An 18,518-nucleotide genomic window follows, 5' to 3' on the forward strand; every position below is an offset into this window, starting at 1 on the left:
GTGTGGCGGGCATGAGCGCTGACTCCCCCCGGGGCACCGGCCCCGGATCCCCGGACGGGACCGTCGATCCCCAGGCCTCGCGGTGGTACGACGCCGAGGCCGGACCGGTGGTCCGCCCGTACGCGATGACCCGGGGGCGTACGAGCAGCGCCTCCCGCCATCGCCTCGACCTGATCGCGCTCGTCGTGCCGGAACCGGCCGCCGACGATCCCGGCCGGGACCAGACGCTCGCCCCCGAACATGTGGTGATCGTCGAACTCTGCAGCGACATGCCCCAGTCGATCGCCGAGCTCGCCGCCGAACTCGACCTCCCGGTAGGGGTGGTGCGGGTCCTGGTCGGCGATCTCGTCGAGGACGAGCTGGTGCACGTCACCCGTCCCGTTCCGCCGGCCGAGCTGCCGGACGTGAACATTCTCCGCGAGGTGATCAATGGCCTTCGGGCGCTCTAGCCGCGCCAAGCAGCGGCCCGTCGAGCCCGTCACCCTGAAGATCCTGGTGGCGGGAGGTTTCGGCGTCGGTAAGACGACCGCGGTCGGCGCGGTCAGTGAGATCCGGCCCCTGCGCACGGAGGAACGCCTCAGCGAGGCGGGCCGCCCGGTGGACGATCTGGACGGGGTCGAGTCCAAGACCACCACCACGGTCGCGATGGACTTCGGCCGGATCACGCTCCGCGACGACCTGGTCCTCTATCTGTTCGGCACCCCGGGCCAGGACCGCTTCTGGTTCCTCTGGGACGAACTGGCCCAGGGCTCCCTGGGCGCGGTCGTCCTCGCCGACACCCGGCGTCTGGAGGACTGCTTCGCCGCGGTCGACTATTTCGAGCGCAGGCGGATCCCGTTCACGGTGGCGGTCAACACCTTCGAGGGAGCCGAGCGGTTTCCCACGGAGACCGTGCGGGCCGCCCTCGACCTCGACTCCGAGGTCCCGGTGCTCGTCTGCGACGCGCGGGACCGCTCCTCCGTGCGGGATGTCCTGGTCGCCGTCGTGGAGCACGCGCTGGAGCGCGCCGCGGTGGAGCGCGCCGCGCGGGCCCGCGAACCCGTCGCCACCTGAGCCACCGTCGTCACCTGATCCACAGGTGTCCGGACACGCGTACGGCCCGTACCCCCGCCGACAGGGGTACGGGCCGCACGCTGTCCGGCGCGCCGGGCCCCGAGTGTTCTGCGAGGGTGACGTCCAGTCAAGTGAAGGACAGGGAAAACCTGTTGAGGCAACCCACGGTCAGCGGACCGCCACCACCGCCGAGCCGTGCCCGAACAGTCCCTGGTTGGCCGTGATGCCGACCCGCGCCCCCGGCACCTGCCGTTCCCCGGCCCGCCCCCGCAACTGCCGGGTCAACTCGCATACTTGCGCGATGGCCTGGGCCGGGACCGCCTCGCCGAACGAGGCCAGACCGCCGCTCGCGTTCACCGGAACCCGCCCGCCCGGCGCGGTCGCCCCCGAACGCAGCAGCTTCGCCCCCTCGCCCGGACCGCACAGCCCGATGTCCTCGTACCACTCCAACTCCAGCGCGGTGGACAGGTCGTAGACCTCGGCCAGCGAAAGATCCTCCGGCCCGATCCCCGCCTCCTCGTACGCGGTCCGCGCGATCGAGGCCCGGAAACTCTCGGGCGACGGGTCCACGGCCACCGCCGAGTCCGTGCCGATGTCCGGCAGATCCAGGACCGTCCTCGGGAAGGTCGGCGTCACCGTGGAGACGGCCCGGATCCGCACCGGATCACGCACCCCGCGGCGCCGCGCGAACTCCAGGCTGCTCAGCACCAGGGCGGCGGCCCCGTCGGACGTGGCGCAGATGTCCAGCAGCCGCAGCGGATCGGCGACCATCGCGGAGGCGGCGACCTCCTCGGCCGTCACCGGCCTGCGGTAGCGGGCGAACTCGTTCAGCGCCCCCGCCGCCGCGTTCTTCACCTTGACCAGCGCGAAGTCCTCCGGTGTGTCCCCGTACAGCGCCATGCGACGGCGGGCGTACAGTCCGAAGTACGCCGGGTTCGTCGCCCCGAGCACCCGGAAGCGCAGCCAGTCCGGATCGTCCGGCCGCTCCCCGCCCGCCGGGGCGAAGAACCCCTTGGGCGCCGCGTCGGCCCCCACCACCAGGACCACGTCCGCCAGCCCCGCCAGGATCTGCGCCCGCGCCGTGTCGATGGCCTGCGCCCCCGAGGCGCACGCGGCGTACACGGACGCCACCCGCGCCCCCTGCCACCCGAGCGCCCGGGCGAACGTCGCCCCCGCCACGTACCCCGGATAGCCCCCGCGCACCGTCTGAGCGCCGACCACCGACCCGACCTCGGGCCAGCCGATGCCCGCGTCCGCGAGCGCGGCGTGCGCGGCGATCCGCCCGTACGTGACGAATCCGCGCCCCCACTTGCCCCACGGGTGCATCCCGGCCCCGAGGACGGCCACGTCGCCGCTCATGAGGCGTCCCCGCCCGCCGGGACGGGCCGCCAGTGCCAGGTCGTGTGCACGGCGCCCGTCGCCCGGTCCTCGTCCAGGACGCCCGGCACCACCTCCACCACCGAGCCGACGGGCAGATCGCCCACGCCGACCCCGGGCGCGGCCTGCCCGAGCACCACCATGCGCTCGGCGGCCAGCTCGACGGCGACCAGCGTGTACGGGACCCAGGGCTCCTCGGGGTCGCTGACGTACGGGTGAGGTGGCCGGTAGCGCCCGTCGGTGCAGGACCACACCGTGCCCCGCTTCGACAGCGGCACCTCCGCCAACTCGCCGCCCTGGCATGCCGGGTTGCGGCAGTGGTCGTCCTCGCGGGGGAAGTGGACCGACCGGCAGCCGGAGCAGCGGGTGCCCAGCAGCCGGAAATCCTCCTCCGTGGCGTCCTCGGTGAACCAACCGGCCACCACGGGTGTGCGCGTGCGCGACAAGGCCCCTCCCGGCACTGGATCTGACGGAACGTCAGAAGTGTGCCACGGGCGCCGTCGTCCGGCGAGGGGGCCGGCCCCTCGGCCTCAGCCGTCCTTCCGGTCCTCCCCGTGCTCGGCCAGCCACTTCGCCGCGGTCTCCGCCAGCTCCGCGTCCCGGCCCGCGAGCATCGTCCGGATCATCTGCGCGTCGCCGCGCAGCGACCAGGCCGGATGCCCGAACGTGGCCGGGTTGTTCTTCTCGATCAGGAAGTGCGCGGGCCACGCGGTGCCGTATCCGATCAGCGGCAGGGCCGCCAGATAGCGCTTACGGCCCCGCGCCAGCCCGTAGGCGGAGATCGCGAGCCCGGTCAGGGTGCCGGTCAGATGGACCCAGCGAGTGGCGGCACGGGAGTGCATCGCGACGTAGTACGGCCAGAATTCCTCGTACGAATCGAACGTCTGCTGTGACATACGGGCACCGTAGTCGCCCGATCGGCAACCGAACACGCCCCTTTCGCGTCCGAAATGAAGAACGGGCGGCCGGAGCCCACGGGGGTGGTCCCGCTCGCCCGTTCCCCGCCCCTCGGGGCGGCCCGTCCCGTCAGTGCCCGGCGACCGACCGGCGGTGCACCGGGAAGTCGAAGAAGGTGTCCGGGAACGGCTCCGGCTTGAACGTGAAGTGCCACCATTCCTCCGGCAGATTCACGAACCCCACCTCGGCCAACGTCCGCTTCAGGAACTGCCGGTTGGCGCGCTGAGGACCCTGGATCCGGGGGTCGTCCGTGTGCGACAGGGTGTCGAAGCAGTCGTAACCCGTGCCCATGTCCAGCGAGTTGTCGGGGAACCGCTCGCCCTTCGGTGCGAAGCAGGGGGTCAGCCGCTCGCCCGGACGGTACGGCCTGGTCGGCAGGGCCGGCAGCCTCACCAGGGTCAGGTCCACCGTGCTGCCCCGGCTGTGCCCGGACTTCTCGGCGATGTAACCGTCCTCGAAGAGCCGGTTCTTGTCGACCAGCGGATAGAACTCCTCCTTCATCGCCTGGTCGTCGAGGTCCTTCGCCCATCGCACGAAGTGGTCCACCGCCCGCTGCGGCCGGTAGCAGTCGTACACCTTGAGCGAGTACCCCTGGCGCAGCAGCCTTTTCTGCGCCAGGCGCAGGGCGCGGGCGGCGGGCCGGGTCAGGATGCAGACCGGCTGCCGGTATCCGTCCACCCGCTCGCCCATGAAGGTGTGCGCCGTGGTGTAGCGCATCTCCTGGATGATCGTCGGATCCACCGAACGCAGCGCCACGAACTCCTCGGGAGCCTTCGGTTCGGGGCGTGCCTGTGCCGAGGGGGCGAGGGCGGTGACGGTGAGGAGGACGGCGGCCGTGGCGGCCAGGGCGCGGAGAGCGGTACGCATTCCTGTCATGGGCACACCGTCTATCAGCTCGGGTGCCCTCCGGGAAAGAACGCGGGCGGTCCGATACAGTCCGCCCGTGTCCGAACCCGGCAACAGCCCTTCCCCGACCGCCCCGCAGCCACCCCGATACGTACGGAACTCCCACTGCGGCACCTGCGGAGCCCCGTACACCGCGCTCCCGTCCGCGGACGCCTGGCCCCGCACCTGCACGCACTGCGGAACCACCGCGTACCGCAACCCGCTTCCCGTCGCGGTGGCCCTGCTCCCCGTCATCGGCCCCCGCTCGACCGGCCTCGTCGTCATCACCCGCACCATCGAACCGCAGAAGGGCGGCACAGCCCTGCCCGGCGGGTTCATCGACCACGCCGAGGACTGGCGTCACGCGGTCGCCCGCGAGCTGCGCGAGGAGACCGGCATCGAGGCCGCCGCACAGGACGTCCGCCTCGCCGACGCCCTCAGCGACACCGACGGCCACCTCCTGGTCTTCGGCCTCCTCCCGGCCCGCCCCCTCGCGAGCCTCCCGCCCTCGACCCCCACCGACGAGACGTCCGGCTACGACATCCTGTACAGCCCGCGCCCCCTGGCGTTCCCCCTGCACACGGAAGCCGCCGACGCCTGGTTCGCGGGGCGCCACGGCTGAGGTCCCGGCCCCGTCCCGGCCGGGGGGGGGCTTGCGGAGGGGGCGTCCACCCTCCTCCGCGTCCCCAACCTCACGGAGCACCACACCTAGAGCCCGTTCGCCACCCCCCGCACCCGCACCGGACAGTCGACCCCGCCCCCCGCACCGTCCCGCTCCACCACCACGCGGTCGCCCTCCCACCGCGTCACATACCGCTCGACCTCCGGCTCCGCCCACCCGTCGCCCGGGTCCCGCACCACCAGCCCGCCGCCCGTACGCCCCGGCGCGGGCGCCCACACCTCCAGCTCCGGCCCGCCGTCCGCACCCCGCACCGGAATCACCGCGCCCGCCCGCGCCAGCACCGGCACCCGGGACAGCGGAGCGTCGACCAGGACCTGGCCCGGACCCTCGTACGCCCGCCCGGTCACCGTGTCGTACCACCGCCCCCGGGGCAGCCGCACCGCGCGCCGCCGCGCCCCGGGCTCCAGCACCGGAGCCACCAGCAGCGCGTCGCCCAGCAGGAACGCGTCCTCGCACTCCCGCAGCGACCGGTCGCCCGGGGCACCCCACCACAGCGGCCGCACATAGGGCGCACCGGCCAGCCGCGCCACGTGCGACAGCGTCACGAAGTACGGGCGCAGCCGCTCCCGCTCCACCAGCGCCGCCCGCGCGTGCTCCAGCACCTCCGGCCCGAACTCCCACGGCTCCCGCCGCCCCGCGCCGGTCGCCGAGTGCGTACGGAACAACGGCAGGTACGCCCCCAGCTGGAACCACCGCAGATACAGCTCCGGCGACGGGAACCCGTCGAACCCGCCCACGTCCGGACCCGAATACGGCACCCCGCACAGCCCGAGCCCCACCACCAGCGACAACGACGCCCGCAGCCCCGGCCACCCCGTCGACACATCACCGGACCAGGTGCCCCCGTACCTCTGCATCCCCGCCCAGCCCGACCGCGAGAAGAGGAACGGCCGCTCCTCCGGGCGGAACCGGAGCAGCCCTTCATAGCCCGCCCGCGCCATCGCCAGCGCGTACACGTTGTGCGCCTCGCGATGATCACCACCGGCGCCCTCCAGCACATGCCGGGCCGAACGCGGCAGCGACGGATCCCCGAACGCCGCGAAGGACACCGGCTCGTTCATGTCGTGCCAGACCCCCGAGAAGCCCTGCGCAAGCCGCTCCTCGTACAGCGATCCCCACCAATCCCGCACAAGCGGATCAGTGAAGTCCGGATAGACGGACGCCCCCGGCCACACCTCCCCGACCACCACCCGCCCCCGCGCGTCCCGGACGTACGCACCCCGCTCACCGACCGACCGCCCCGCGTCGAACACCGCGTCGCCCGGCTCCGCCTTCACCGCCGGATCCACGATCGACACCAGCCGCACCCCGTCCTCGCGCAACTCCTTCGCCAGCGCGGGCAGACCCGGGAACCGCTCCCGGTCCACCGTGAACACCCGGTGCCCGTCGAAATGGTCGATGTCGAGATGCAGCACGGACAGCGGCAGGCCCCGCTCCCGGTACCCGGCGGCAACCCGCCGCACCTCCCGCTCACCGCCGAACCCCCACCGGGCGTGCTGCGGCCCCAGCGCCCAGGACGGCGGCAGCGCCGGCGCACCCGTCAGCGCCGTCCACCCCTGGAGCACCCGGGCCGGCGTCCCCGCCACCACCCAGCAGCGCAGCGGACCACCCTCCATCCGCACCTCGCAGGTACCCGGCCGGTCATGCCCCGAGCCGGCGCCCTCCTCGCCCTCCCGCAGCACCACCCGCCCCGCCCAGCTGTTGTCGTGGAACGCCAGGTGAGTCCCCGCGTCCGACACCACCACCTGCACCGGCATCGTCAGATACAGCGGATCGTCCTCCGGACCGAAACGCCCTCCGGGATCGGTGTTCCACAGCCCGTACGCCCCGTCCCGCAACCGGGGCCCGCCCGCCCGGCCGCCCAGCCCGAAGAACCGCGCGTCCGCCGGCACCTCCGAGCGCTGCACCCACCGCACCGGCCCCCCGCCCACCGGCTCCCACCAGCGCGGCGGCAGCTCCCGCCGCAGCAGCAACCCGCCCGGCGTCCGCAGCTCCACCGCCCCGGTCCGCGACACCACCACCGTCAGCCGCTCCGAGACCACCTGCCAGCCGCCGTCCTTGTCCGGCTCCAGCACCGCCCGCGGATCCGGCGCGGGAGCCTCGCCCGGCACCGCGTACGACGGCAACGGCTCCGCCCCGTCCCACGCCCAGAACACCGCACCGCCCACCGACACCCGGATCCGCAGCTCCGAACGGGCGAACCGCACCACACCCCCGCCGGGCCCCGGCTCCGCACCCGTCAGCGCACCCGGCACCCGGGCCCGCTCCGCACCGCGCGGAGGCAACGCACGCGCATCCGCCGACCGGCGCCGCCACGCCGAACGCACGGTGCGCAGCCCCCGCACCGAACCGACCAACCTCACCCGGCGCACCAGGTCACGACCGTCCATGGCGCACACCCTGCCACCCGCCCGACCCGCAGAACCTTCCGTTCAACTCCCGTTCACCAGCTCCGGCCCGAAAGCGACGGAGCTCCTCACGGCGGGGCCACCCTGGTGCCGAAGACGATCACATGGCATCGTCCGTGTCAGCCGCTCACGCGCACATCCCGGCCCGTGCGGCACCGACACGCCCACCCCGCGTACCCGTACAGCCAGGGAGCAGCCCTCATGACCGCAGCCACGCCCGACGACGCCCCGCTCTGGCAGCCCGGCCCCGACCGCATCGAGGCCGCGGCCGTCACCCGCTTCCAGAACTGGGCCGCGACCCGGTACGGCGCCCCGGCCGACGGCGGGTACGCCGCCCTGCACCGCTGGTCCGTCGACGAGCTCGACACCTTCTGGCGCGCCGTCGCCGAATGGTTCGACATCCGCTTCTCCACGCCGTACGAGAGCGTCCTCGGCGACCGCGCCATGCCCGGCGCCACCTGGTTCCCCGGAGCCACCCTCAACTACGCCGAACACGCCCTGCGCACCGCCGAGGACCCGTCCCGCGCGGACACCCCCGCCCTGCTGTACGTCGACGAGACCCACACCCAGTTCCCCGTCAGCTGGGCCGAACTCCGCCGCCAGGTCGGCGCACTCGCCGCCGAACTCCGCGCCCTCGGCGTCACCCCCGGCGACCGCGTCAGCGGCTACCTGCCCAACATCCCGCAGGCCGTCGTCGCCTTCCTCGCCACCGCCGCGGTCGGCGGCGTCTGGACCTCCTGCGCCCCCGACTTCGGCGCCCGCAGCGTCCTCGACCGCTTCCAGCAGATCGAGCCCGTCGTCCTGTTCACCGTCGACGGCTACCGCTACGGCGGCAAGGAACACGACCGCACCGAGACGGTCGCCGAGCTCCGCCGCGAACTGCCCACCCTGCGCGCCGTCGTGCACATCCCGCTGCTCGGCACCGACGCCCCCGAGGGCGCGCTCGCCTGGGCCGCCCTCACCTCCGCCGACACCGAGCCGGTCTTCGAACAGGTTCCCTTCGACCACCCGCTGTGGGTCCTCTACTCCTCCGGCACCACCGGCCTGCCCAAGGCCATCGTCCAGTCCCAGGGCGGCATCCTGCTCGAACACTTCAAGCAGATCGGCCTGCACTGCGACCTCGGCCCCGAGGACCGTTTCTTCTGGTACACCTCCACCGGCTGGATGATGTGGAACTTCCTCGTCTCCGGCCTTCTCACCGGCACCACCGTCGTCCTGTACGACGGCAGCCCCGGCTACCCCGACGTCAGCGCCCAGTGGCGGGTCGCCGAACAGACCGGCGCCACCCTCTTCGGCACCTCCGCCGCGTACGTCATGGCCTGCCGCAAGGCGGACATCCACCCCGGCCGGGACTTCGACCTCTCCCGCGTCCAGTGCGTCGCCACCACCGGCTCCCCGCTCCCGCCCGACGGCTTCCGCTGGCTCCACGACGAGGTCGCCGACGACCTCTGGATCGCCTCCGTCAGCGGCGGCACCGACGTCTGCTCCTGTTTCGCCGGAGCCGTCCCCACCCTCCCCGTCCACATCGGCGAGCTCCAGGCCCCCTGTCTCGGCACCGACCTCCAGTCCTGGGACCCGGCCGGCGAACCCCTGACCGGCGAGGTCGGCGAACTGGTCGTCACCAACCCGCTGCCGTCCATGCCGATCCGCTTCTGGAACGACCCCGACGGCAGCCGCTACCACGACAGCTACTTCGACATGTACCCCGGCGTCTGGCGGCACGGCGACTGGATCACCATCACCGACCGCGGCTCGGTGATCATCCACGGCCGCTCCGACTCCACCCTGAACCGCCAGGGCGTCCGCATGGGCTCCGCCGACATCTACGAAGCCGTCGAACGGCTCCCCGAGATCCGCGAATCCCTCGTCATCGGCATCGAAGAGCCCGACGGCGGCTACTGGATGCCGCTCTTCGTCCACCTCGCCGAAGGCGCGACCCTCGACGACGACCTGCGCGCGGCGATCAAGCAGACCATCCGCGAGAACCTCTCCCCGCGCCACGTACCGGACGAGGTCATCGAGGTCCCCGGCATCCCGCACACCCTCACCGGCAAGCGCATCGAGGTTCCGGTCAAGCGCCTGCTCCAGGGAACCGACCTGGCCAAGGCGGTCAACCCGGGCTCCGTCGACAACCTCGACCTCCTCCGCTTCTACGCCGAACTGGCCGCGAGTCGCCGCGCGTAACGCCACTGTCAGTCCCCCTGGTTACGCTGAGTGAGCAAGGATTCACCGCGCACAGGGGGACACATGGCGCACACCGACCACACCGACCACAGCTCCACCCACGACCCGAAGCACGACCGGAAGCCCGGCACGAGCCACGCCACCACCATGCGACGCACGCTGCGCCGCGAAGCACCCAGTACCATCGGCCTGCTGGCCGACGCACAGGACTTCGCGGCCATGCGGCACTACCGCACCTTCACCTTCGACGACCACGCCGTCTATCTCCAGCAGGTCGAGGGCCTGCTCAAAACGCTCACGGCCCAGGGCGTGCACACCACCGTCGCCCTCTTCGACCCGGAGGACTACGCGGAGTTCTGCGCCGAATCCGGACTCGACGCCGACACCGGCGCCAGCCGCAGCCGCTTCACCGCGGAGATCGCCGCCGCCGGAGCCACGGTCACCTACACCGGCCAACGCCTGAGCGACCTCATCCCCGTCCTCGTCTCCCGCGCGGTCCGCCAGGCCACCTGGGAGTACGCCACCCTCCTCCTCGCCGACCTCGGCAACTGCGCCGACTGCGGCCAGGACATCGGACGCGCGGCCTTCGACCGCGCCTCCCACCTCCTGATGCGCCTGCTGGAAACGGCGGGACCGGGCACCCACCACCTGGTGTGCAGCACCCCGACGGAGCACGACCAGCTCCTGGCCGTGCTCCGCACCCACCGCGACACCGCGGGACCGGCCCGCCTCGACAGCGCGGAGGGCGCGGAGTTCGCCACCGTCCTCGCGGTCGCGATCGCCCTCGAATCACGCGGGGGAGTCGTCCTGCGCACCAGCGCCCCTGACAGCCCGGACCGCGTCCACGGCTGGCGACTGGCCCACGGCGCACTCGCCCCGCTCACCGCCGGCGAGGTCTTCAACGCCTACTGCACCGACGCGGACTCCGGAGAGCCCGTCTCCCCGGAGTCCGGCGTGGAGTACTGCGCGGGGTTCGACATCGGAGCCGACCCCGCGGAACCCCACCGCTGAGACTCCGGGGAACACCACCACACAGCAGGAGGGGCTTCCCACCACACGGCGGAAAGCCCCTCCTGTTCAACGCACCTGCCTCGGCTACTCGCCGGACAGCACAGCCTGAGCGGCGCTGCGCGCCTCCTCGGCCGAGTCGGCCGAGCGAGCGGCGTTCGCCGCACGCTCGCACTGCGCCAGCGTGTACTTGGCCAGCGTGGCCCGCACATAAGGAATGGACGCCGCACCCATGGAGAGCGAGGTGACACCCAGCCCGGTCAGCACACACGCCAGCAGCGGATCGGCCGCGGCCTCACCGCAGACACCACAGCTCTTGCCCTCGGCACGAGCCGCCTCGGCGGACAGCGCCACGAGATCCAGCAGCGCCGGCTGCCACGGGTCCTGGAGCCGCGACACCGCGCCCACCTGACGGTCGGCCGCGAAGGTGTACTGCGCCAGGTCGTTGGTGCCCAGCGACAGGAACTCCACCTCCTGGAGAATCGACCGCGCCCGCAGAGCGGCCGACGGAATCTCGACCATCGCGCCGAACTTCGCCCGCAGCCCGGCCTCGCGGCACGCGTCCGCGAACGCCTTGGCGTCGATACGGTCCGCCACCATGGGGGCCATGACCTCCAGGTACACCGGCAGACCCTCGGCGGCCTTCGCCAGCGCGGTCAGCTGGGTACGCAGCACCTCGGGGTGGTCCAGCAGACTCCGCAGCCCGCGCACGCCGAGCGCAGGGTTCGGCTCGTCGGCCGGCGTCAGGAAGTCCAGCGGCTTGTCGGCCCCGGCGTCCAGCACACGCACGACGACACGCCCCTCGGGGAACGCCTCCAGCACCGCGCGGTAGGCCGCGATCTGCTTCTCCTCGGAAGGAGCCTGCTTGCTGTCGTCCAGGAACAGGAACTCGGTCCGGAACAGCCCCACACCCTCGGCACCCGCCTCGACCGCCGCGGGCACATCGCCCGGACCGCCGACGTTGGCGAGCAGCGGCACCTTGTGCCCGTCGGAGGTGGCACCAGGACCGGTGGATGCGGACAGCGCAGCCTTACGGGCGGCAGCGGCGCTCTCCATCTCCTCCCGCTTCTCGGCGCTCGGGTTCACGAAGATCTCACCCGTGCTGCCGTCCACCGCGACGACCGTACCCTCGGCCAGCTCACCCGCGCCGGGCAGCGCCACCACGGCCGGAACGCCGAGCGCCCGTGCCAGGATCGCGCTGTGGCTGGTCGGCCCGCCCTCCTCGGTGACGAAGCCGAGCACCAGCGTCGGGTCGAGGAGCGCGGTGTCGGCCGGCGCCAGATCGCGGGCGATCAGCACATACGGCTCCTCGCTGTCCGGCACACCGGGCATCGGCACACCGAGCAGCCGCGCCACGATCCGGTTCCGTACGTCGTCGAGGTCCGCGACCCGCCCCGCCAGGTACTCCCCGGCATTCGCGAGCAACGCCCGGTAGGCGGCGAAGGCGTCGTACACGCCACGCTCGGCGGTGCTGCCCACGGCGATGCGCCGGTCGACGTCGGACATCAGCTCGGGGTCCTGCGCCATCATGGCCTGCGCCTCGAGCACGTGCTGTGCCTCGCCGCCGGCCAGGTTGCCGCGCGCGATGAGATCGGCGGCGACCGCTTCCACCGCCTGCCGGGCACGCCCCTGTTCGCGGCCGGCCTCCTCGGCGGGAATCGATTTGGCCGGCGGCTCCAGCACCGCCGTACCCATGTGCCGAACCTCGCCGATGGCCACACCGTGGCTCACGCCGACGCCTCGCAGCGTTGTCTCCATTTCACCCGTCTCCGGTTGTGCGGCGACCGAGTCACCGCGGTGGTTGTGCAACTGGCTCGTCACTGCGCCCGAGGCGCTACTGCCAGCCGAACAGCGTGTCGCCGACCTTCACGTCCCCGTCCTCACGGACGTCGGAGAGCGATTCGGCGGTGGCTTCCAGGGCCACGATCGGGCAGATGGGTGACTTGCCGGCGGCCTCGACCGCGGACGGGTCCCAGCGCACGATGCTCTGGCCCCGGGTCACCGTGTCCCCCTTGTTCACGAGAAGCTCGAAGCCCTCGCCGTTGAGCTGGACGGTGTCGATGCCGAGGTGCGTCAGGACCCCGTGCCCGTCCGCGTCGACGACGACGAACGCGTGCGGGTGCAGGGAGACGACGATGCCGTCGACCGGGGACACGGCCTCGGAGGGCTCGCGCACGGGGTCGATGGCGGTGCCGGGACCGACCATCGCGCCGGAGAAGACCGGGTCGGGAACCGCGGTGAGTCCGATGGCGCGTCCAGCAAGAGGGGACGTCACGTTGGTCATGGGGAGCCTCCCAGGGGGTGGAGATTCAGGTGTCGCCGCCGCGACTGATGGGGGACGGCGTACTGCTCAGCAGAGTAAGTCATATGAAGTCCCGGTTCCGCCCGAGACCTACCGCTTGGCGGACCTAGGGGTGCACGAGAAACGATTTGCCTCGACTCCCGGCGGCCTGTACTGTCGTACTCCTGCCTGACCCCAACGCGACTTTGAGTCGGGGGTCGGCGGCGACTTTCAAGCCCAGATCCTAACCTTGCTCCTTCCTTCGGCATGCCCGCAGGCCGTGGTCAGGGAGACGGAAAAGGCCTGATAGAGTCGGACCCGCCGAAAGGGAAAGCGCGAAAGCGAATTCCTCGGAAGCGAAATGCAGAACCCGCTTCGGCCGGGAATCGGACACGAAAGAGTCTGATAGAGTCGGAAACGCAAGAACGAAGGGAAGCGCCCGGAGGGCCCCGGTGAAACGGGACCGAAGGAAGCGTCCGTTCCTTGAGAACTCAACAGCGTGCCAAAAGTCAACGCCAGATATGTTGATACCCCGGCCTGCTTCGGCAGGTTGGTGGTTCCTTTGAAAGTCCTACCGGGTTCACTTCGGTGACCGGGTAGGCAATGACACAGCGAGGACGCTGTGAACAACGGGTCTTATTCCGACCGGTTGTTCCGCTCTCGTGATGTGTGCACCCGATTACGGGTAAACATTCACGGAGAGTTTGATCCTGGCTCAGGACGAACGCTGGCGGCGTGCTTAACACATGCAAGTCGAACGATGAAGCCTTTCGGGGTGGATTAGTGGCGAACGGGTGAGTAACACGTGGGCAATCTGCCCTTCACTCTGGGACAAGCCCTGGAAACGGGGTCTAATACCGGATAACACTCTGTCCCGCATGGGACGGGGTTAAAAGCTCCGGCGGTGAAGGATGAGCCCGCGGCCTATCAGCTTGTTGGTGGGGTAATGGCCTACCAAGGCGACGACGGGTAGCCGGCCTGAGAGGGCGACCGGCCACACTGGGACTGAGACACGGCCCAGACTCCTACGGGAGGCAGCAGTGGGGAATATTGCACAATGGGCGAAAGCCTGATGCAGCGACGCCGCGTGAGGGATGACGGCCTTCGGGTTGTAAACCTCTTTCAGCAGGGAAGAAGCGAAAGTGACGGTACCTGCAGAAGAAGCGCCGGCTAACTACGTGCCAGCAGCCGCGGTAATACGTAGGGCGCAAGCGTTGTCCGGAATTATTGGGCGTAAAGAGCTCGTAGGCGGCTTGTCACGTCGGATGTGAAAGCCCGGGGCTTAACCCCGGGTCTGCATTCGATACGGGCTAGCTAGAGTGTGGTAGGGGAGATCGGAATTCCTGGTGTAGCGGTGAAATGCGCAGATATCAGGAGGAACACCGGTGGCGAAGGCGGATCTCTGGGCCATTACTGACGCTGAGGAGCGAAAGCGTGGGGAGCGAACAGGATTAGATACCCTGGTAGTCCACGCCGTAAACGTTGGGAACTAGGTGTTGGCGACATTCCACGTCGTCGGTGCCGCAGCTAACGCATTAAGTTCCCCGCCTGGGGAGTACGGCCGCAAGGCTAAAACTCAAAGGAATTGACGGGGGCCCGCACAAGCAGCGGAGCATGTGGCTTAATTCGACGCAACGCGAAGAACCTTACCAAGGCTTGACATATACCGGAAAGCATCAGAGATGGTGCCCCCCTTGTGGTCGGTATACAGGTGGTGCATGGCTGTCGTCAGCTCGTGTCGTGAGATGTTGGGTTAAGTCCCGCAACGAGCGCAACCCTTGTTCTGTGTTGCCAGCATGCCCTTCGGGGTGATGGGGACTCACAGGAGACTGCCGGGGTCAACTCGGAGGAAGGTGGGGACGACGTCAAGTCATCATGCCCCTTATGTCTTGGGCTGCACACGTGCTACAATGGCCGGTACAATGAGCTGCGATGCCGCGAGGCGGAGCGAATCTCAAAAAGCCGGTCTCAGTTCGGATTGGGGTCTGCAACTCGACCCCATGAAGTCGGAGTTGCTAGTAATCGCAGATCAGCATTGCTGCGGTGAATACGTTCCCGGGCCTTGTACACACCGCCCGTCACGTCACGAAAGTCGGTAACACCCGAAGCCGGTGGCCCAACCCCTTGTGGGAGGGAGCTGTCGAAGGTGGGACTGGCGATTGGGACGAAGTCGTAACAAGGTAGCCGTACCGGAAGGTGCGGCTGGATCACCTCCTTTCTAAGGAGCACTTCTTACCAGGCTTCGGTTTGGTCAGAGGCCAGTACACCGGCGAATGTTCGGTGCTGGTTGCTCATGGGTGGAACGTTGACTATTCGGCACGGTGAGCACGGTTTCGTTAGTACTGCTTCGGCGTGGAAAACGGGAACGGGTTGATCGTGTCGGGCACGTTGTTGGGTGTCTGAGGGTGCGGCCGGAATGGCTGTCCTTCTGATCCGGCCCCAGTGAACTCGCCTGTGAAGGGTGGGGTGATGGGTGGCTGGTCGTTGTTTGAGAACTGCACAGTGGACGCGAGCATCTGTGGCCAAGTTTTTAAGGGCGCACGGTGGATGCCTTGGCACCAGGAACCGATGAAGGACGTGGGAGGCCACGATAGTCCCCGGGGAGCTGTCAACCAAGCTTTGATCCGGGGGTTTCCGAATGGGGAAACCCGGCAGTCGTCATGGGCTGTCACCCGCTGCTGAACACATAGGCAGTGTGGAGGGAACGAGGGGAAGTGAAACATCTCAGTACCCTCAGGAAGAGAAAACAACCGTGATTCCGGGAGTAGTGGCGAGCGAAACTGGATGAGGCCAAACCGTATGCGTGTGATACCCGGCAGGGGTTGCGCATTCGGGGTTGTGGGATCTCTCTTTCATAGTCTGCCGGCTGTGAGACGAGTCAGAAACCGTTGATGTAGGCGAAGGACATGCGAAAGGTCCGGCGTAGAGGGTAAGACCCCCGTAGCTGAAACATCAACGGCTCGTTTGAGAGACACCCAAGTAGCACGGGGCCCGAGAAATCCCGTGTGAATCTGGCGGGACCACCCGCTAAGCCTAAATATTCCCTGGTGACCGATAGCGGATAGTACCGTGAGGGAATGGTGAAAAGTACCGCGGGAGCGGAGTGAAATAGTACCTGAAACCGTGTGCCTACAAGCCGTGGGAGCGTCGCTGGCAGTACTTGTGCTGTCAGTCGTGACTGCGTGCCTTTTGAAGAATGAGCCTGCGAGTTAGCGGTGTGTAGCGAGGTTAACCCGTGTGGGGAAGCCGTAGCGAAAGCGAGTCCGAATAGGGCGTTTGAGTTGCACGCTCTAGACCCGAAGCGGAGTGATCTAGCCATGGGCAGGTTGAAGCGGAGGTAAGACTTCGTGGAGGACCGAACCCACCAGGGTTGAAAACCTGGGGGATGACCTGTGGTTAGGGGTGAAAGGCCAATCAAACTCCGTGATAGCTGGTTCTCCCCGAAATGCATTTAGGTGCAGCGTCGTGTGTTTCTTGCCGGAGGTAGAGCACTGGATAGGCGATGGGCCCTACCGGGTTACTGACCTTAGCCAAACTCCGAATGCCGGTAAGTGAGAGCGCGGCAGTGAGACTGTGGGGGATAAGCTCCATGGTCGAGAGGGAAACAGCCCAGAGCATCGACTAAGGCCCCTAAGCGTACGCTAAGTGGGAAAGGATGTGGAGTCGCAGAGACAACCAGGAGGTTGGCTTAGAAGCAGCCACCCTTGAAAGAGTGCGTAATAGCTCACTGGTCAAGTGATTCCGCGCCGACAATGTAGCGGGGCTCAAGCGTACCGCCGAAGTCGTGTCATTCACACATATAGGGCCAACGCCTGTGTGGATGGGTAGGGGAGCGTCGTGTGCCGGGTGAAGCAGCCGCGGAAGCGAGTTGTGGACGGTTCACGAGTGAGAATGCAGGCATGAGTAGCGATACACACGTGAGAAACGTGTGCGCCGATTGACTAAGGGTTCCTGGGTCAAGCTGATCTGCCCAGGGTAAGTCGGGACCTAAGGCGAGGCCGACAGGCGTAGTCGATGGACAACCGGTTGATATTCCGGTACCCGCTTTGAAACGCCCAGTACTGAATCAGGCGATGCTAAGTCCGTGAAGCCGGCCCGATCTCTTCGGAGTTGAGGGTAGTGGTGGAGCCGATGAACCAGACTTGTAGTAGGTAAGCGATGGGGTGACGCAGGAAGGTAGTCCAGCCCGGGCGGTGGTTGTCCCGGGGTAAGGGTGTAGGACGCACGGTAGGTAAATCCGTCGTGCATATAGTCTGAGACCTGATGCCGAGCCGATTGTGGTGAAGTGGATGATCCTATGCTGTCGAGAAAAGCCTCTAGCGAGTTTCATGGCGGCCCGTACCCTAAACCGACTCAGGTGGTCAGGTAGAGAATACCGAGGCGTTCGGGTGAACTATGGTTAAGGAACTCGGCAAAATGCCCCCGTAACTTCGGGAGAAGGGGGGCCATCACTGGTGATCCGATTTACTCGGTGAGCTGGGGGTGGCCGCAGAGACCAGCGAGAAGCGACTGTTTACTAAAAACACAGGTCCGTGCGAAGCCGTAAGGCGATGTATACGGACTGACGCCTGCCCGGTGCTGGAACGTTAAGGGGACCGGTTAGCTGACTTTCGGGTCGGCGAAGCTGAGAACTTAAGCGCCAGTAAACGGCGGTGGTAACTATAACCATCCTAAGGTAGCGAAATTCCTTGTCGGGTAAGTTCCGACCTGCACGAATGGCGTAACGACTTCTCGACTGTCTCAACCATAGGCCCGGTGAAATTGCACTACGAGTAAAGATGCTCGTTTCGCGCAGCAGGACGGAAAGACCCCGGGACCTTTACTATAGTTTGATATTGGTGTTCGGTTCGGCTTGTGTAGGATAGGTGGGAGACTTTGAAGCGGCCACGCCAGTGGTTGTGGAGTCGTCGTTGAAATACCACTCTGGTCGTGCTGGATGTCTAACCTGGGTCCGTGATCCGGATCAGGGACAGTGTCTGATGGGTAGTTTAACTGGGGCGGTTGCCTCCTAAAGAGTAACGGAGGCGCCCAAAGGTTCCCTCAGCCTGGTTGGTAATCAGGTGTTGAGTGTAAGTGCACAAGGGAGCTTGACTGTGAGACCGACGGGTCGAGCAGGGACGAAAGTCGGGACTAGTGATCCGGCAGTGGCTTGTGGAAGCGCTGTCGCTCAACGGATAAAAGGTACCCCGGGGATAACAGGCTGATCTTCCCCAAGAGTCCATATCGACGGGATGGTTTGGCACCTCGATGTCGGCTCGTCGCATCCTGGGGCTGGAGTCGGTCCCAAGGGTTGGGCTGTTCGCCCATTAAAGCGGTACGCGAGCTGGGTTTAGAACGTCGTGAGACAGTTCGGTCCCTATCCGCTGTGCGCGTAGGAATATTGAGAAGGGCTGTCCCTAGTACGAGAGGACCGGGACGGACGAACCTCTGGTGTGCCAGTTGTCCTGCCAAGGGCATGGCTGGTTGGCTACGTTCGGAAAGGATAACCGCTGAAAGCATCTAAGCGGGAAGCCTGCTTCGAGATGAGTATTCCCACCCTCTTGAAGGGTTAAGGCTCCCAGTAGACGACTGGGTTGATAGGCCAGATGTGGAAGCCCGGTAACGGGTGGAGCTGACTGGTACTAATAGGCCGAGGGCTTGTCCTCAGTTGCTCGCGTCCACTGTGTTAGTTCTGAAATAATGA

At 67.9% G+C, this 18,518-nt stretch carries 12 protein-coding genes and 2 rRNA genes; 7 read left to right on the top strand and 7 right to left on the bottom strand.

Features of this window, described 5'->3' with window-relative positions; genetic code table 11:
• The first annotated feature begins 11 nt into the window (after positions 1-11).
• Together AC0VY3_RS13640 and AC0VY3_RS13645 are read left to right on the top strand one after the other, a co-directional pair.
• Positions 12-449, top strand: coding sequence for a DUF742 domain-containing protein (locus AC0VY3_RS13640; protein ID WP_103511198.1), 438 nt, complete (start codon positions 12-14; stop codon positions 447-449).
• A complete protein-coding gene (locus tag AC0VY3_RS13645) occupies positions 430-1,053 on the top strand; it encodes a GTP-binding protein (protein WP_103511188.1) in 624 nt (207 codons plus the stop codon). Before AC0VY3_RS13640 ends, AC0VY3_RS13645 begins: the two co-directional genes overlap by 20 nt.
• A gap of 168 nt (positions 1,054-1,221) precedes the next feature.
• On the opposite strand, the gene AC0VY3_RS13650 is transcribed toward AC0VY3_RS13645, so the two are convergent.
• The 4 genes from AC0VY3_RS13650 to AC0VY3_RS13665 all read right to left on the bottom strand — a co-directional run bounded on the left by AC0VY3_RS13650 (position 1,222) and on the right by AC0VY3_RS13665 (position 4,263).
• The gene (locus AC0VY3_RS13650; RefSeq protein WP_103511189.1) at positions 1,222-2,412 is read right to left on the bottom strand and encodes a lipid-transfer protein; all 1,191 of its coding nucleotides are present in this window, start codon (positions 2,410-2,412) and stop codon (positions 1,222-1,224) included.
• A complete protein-coding gene (locus AC0VY3_RS13655; RefSeq protein ID WP_258047311.1) occupies positions 2,409-2,876 on the bottom strand; it encodes a Zn-ribbon domain-containing OB-fold protein in 468 nt (155 codons plus the stop codon). The genes AC0VY3_RS13650 and AC0VY3_RS13655 overlap by 4 nt, the downstream gene beginning before the upstream one ends.
• An 84-nt stretch (positions 2,877-2,960) precedes the next feature.
• Entirely contained in the window at positions 2,961-3,326 is a 366-nt protein-coding gene (locus tag AC0VY3_RS13660; protein ID WP_103511190.1) for an Mpo1-like protein, read from the bottom strand.
• A 130-nt stretch (positions 3,327-3,456) separates the two neighbouring features.
• The gene (locus AC0VY3_RS13665) at positions 3,457-4,263 is read right to left on the bottom strand and encodes a M15 family metallopeptidase (RefSeq protein WP_475549673.1); all 807 of its coding nucleotides are present in this window, start codon (positions 4,261-4,263) and stop codon (positions 3,457-3,459) included.
• Between the two features lie 67 nt (positions 4,264-4,330).
• On the opposite strand from AC0VY3_RS13665, the gene AC0VY3_RS13670 reads away from it, so the two are divergent.
• Positions 4,331-4,894, top strand: a complete 564-nt coding sequence (locus tag AC0VY3_RS13670; protein ID WP_103511192.1) for an NUDIX domain-containing protein — start codon at positions 4,331-4,333, stop codon at positions 4,892-4,894.
• Positions 4,895-4,980: 86 nt separating this feature from the next.
• On the opposite strand, the gene AC0VY3_RS13675 is transcribed toward AC0VY3_RS13670, so the two are convergent.
• The gene (locus tag AC0VY3_RS13675; RefSeq protein ID WP_475549674.1) at positions 4,981-7,344 is read right to left on the bottom strand and encodes a glycoside hydrolase family 31 protein; all 2,364 of its coding nucleotides are present in this window, start codon (positions 7,342-7,344) and stop codon (positions 4,981-4,983) included.
• A gap of 219 nt (positions 7,345-7,563) precedes the next feature.
• On the opposite strand from AC0VY3_RS13675, the gene AC0VY3_RS13680 reads away from it, so the two are divergent.
• Together AC0VY3_RS13680 and AC0VY3_RS13685 are read left to right on the top strand one after the other, a co-directional pair.
• Positions 7,564-9,546, top strand: a complete 1,983-nt coding sequence (locus tag AC0VY3_RS13680) for an acetoacetate--CoA ligase (RefSeq protein WP_103511194.1) — start codon at positions 7,564-7,566, stop codon at positions 9,544-9,546.
• A gap of 63 nt (positions 9,547-9,609) precedes the next feature.
• The gene (locus AC0VY3_RS13685; protein WP_242737208.1) at positions 9,610-10,557 is read left to right on the top strand and encodes a hypothetical protein; all 948 of its coding nucleotides are present in this window, start codon (positions 9,610-9,612) and stop codon (positions 10,555-10,557) included.
• Positions 10,558-10,641: 84 nt separating this feature from the next.
• Here AC0VY3_RS13685 and ptsP read toward each other — a convergent pair whose 3' ends face one another.
• Together ptsP and AC0VY3_RS13695 are read right to left on the bottom strand one after the other, a co-directional pair.
• Complete coding sequence (ptsP, locus tag AC0VY3_RS13690) at positions 10,642-12,312, bottom strand: phosphoenolpyruvate--protein phosphotransferase (RefSeq protein ID WP_103511196.1); 1,671 nt, start codon at positions 12,310-12,312, stop codon at positions 10,642-10,644.
• Between the two features lie 76 nt (positions 12,313-12,388).
• Positions 12,389-12,838 (bottom strand): PTS sugar transporter subunit IIA, encoded by a 450-nt coding sequence (locus tag AC0VY3_RS13695; protein WP_103511197.1) that lies wholly within the window; start codon positions 12,836-12,838, stop codon positions 12,389-12,391.
• A gap of 689 nt (positions 12,839-13,527) precedes the next feature.
• On the opposite strand from AC0VY3_RS13695, the gene AC0VY3_RS13700 reads away from it, so the two are divergent.
• Positions 13,528-15,053: ribosomal RNA gene (locus AC0VY3_RS13700) — 16S ribosomal RNA — on the top strand.
• Between the two features lie 302 nt (positions 15,054-15,355).
• A 23S ribosomal RNA gene (locus AC0VY3_RS13705) occupies positions 15,356-18,480 on the top strand.
• The 16S and 23S rRNA genes sit together here, the layout of an rRNA operon.
• Positions 18,481-18,518: the final 38 nt, after the last annotated feature.

Source organism: Streptomyces sp. iso_384 (assembly GCF_056172905.1).

Excerpts from the sequence above, each read along its gene's own strand:
- AC0VY3_RS13640 (WP_103511198.1), top strand. The coding sequence starts at position 12 with ATGAGCGCTGACTCCCCCCGGGGCACCGGCCCCGGATCCCCGGACGGG.
- AC0VY3_RS13645 (WP_103511188.1), top strand. The coding sequence starts at position 430 with ATGGCCTTCGGGCGCTCTAGCCGCGCCAAGCAGCGGCCCGTCGAGCCC.
- AC0VY3_RS13650 (WP_103511189.1), bottom strand. The coding sequence starts at position 2,412 with ATGAGCGGCGACGTGGCCGTCCTCGGGGCCGGGATGCACCCGTGGGGC.
- AC0VY3_RS13660 (WP_103511190.1), bottom strand. The coding sequence starts at position 3,326 with ATGTCACAGCAGACGTTCGATTCGTACGAGGAATTCTGGCCGTACTAC.
- AC0VY3_RS13665 (WP_475549673.1), bottom strand. The coding sequence starts at position 4,263 with ATGACAGGAATGCGTACCGCTCTCCGCGCCCTGGCCGCCACGGCCGCC.
- AC0VY3_RS13675 (WP_475549674.1), bottom strand. The coding sequence starts at position 7,344 with ATGGACGGTCGTGACCTGGTGCGCCGGGTGAGGTTGGTCGGTTCGGTG.
- AC0VY3_RS13680 (WP_103511194.1), top strand. The coding sequence starts at position 7,564 with ATGACCGCAGCCACGCCCGACGACGCCCCGCTCTGGCAGCCCGGCCCC.
- AC0VY3_RS13685 (WP_242737208.1), top strand. The coding sequence starts at position 9,610 with ATGGCGCACACCGACCACACCGACCACAGCTCCACCCACGACCCGAAG.
- ptsP (WP_103511196.1), bottom strand. The coding sequence starts at position 12,312 with ATGGAGACAACGCTGCGAGGCGTCGGCGTGAGCCACGGTGTGGCCATC.
- AC0VY3_RS13695 (WP_103511197.1), bottom strand. The coding sequence starts at position 12,838 with ATGACCAACGTGACGTCCCCTCTTGCTGGACGCGCCATCGGACTCACC.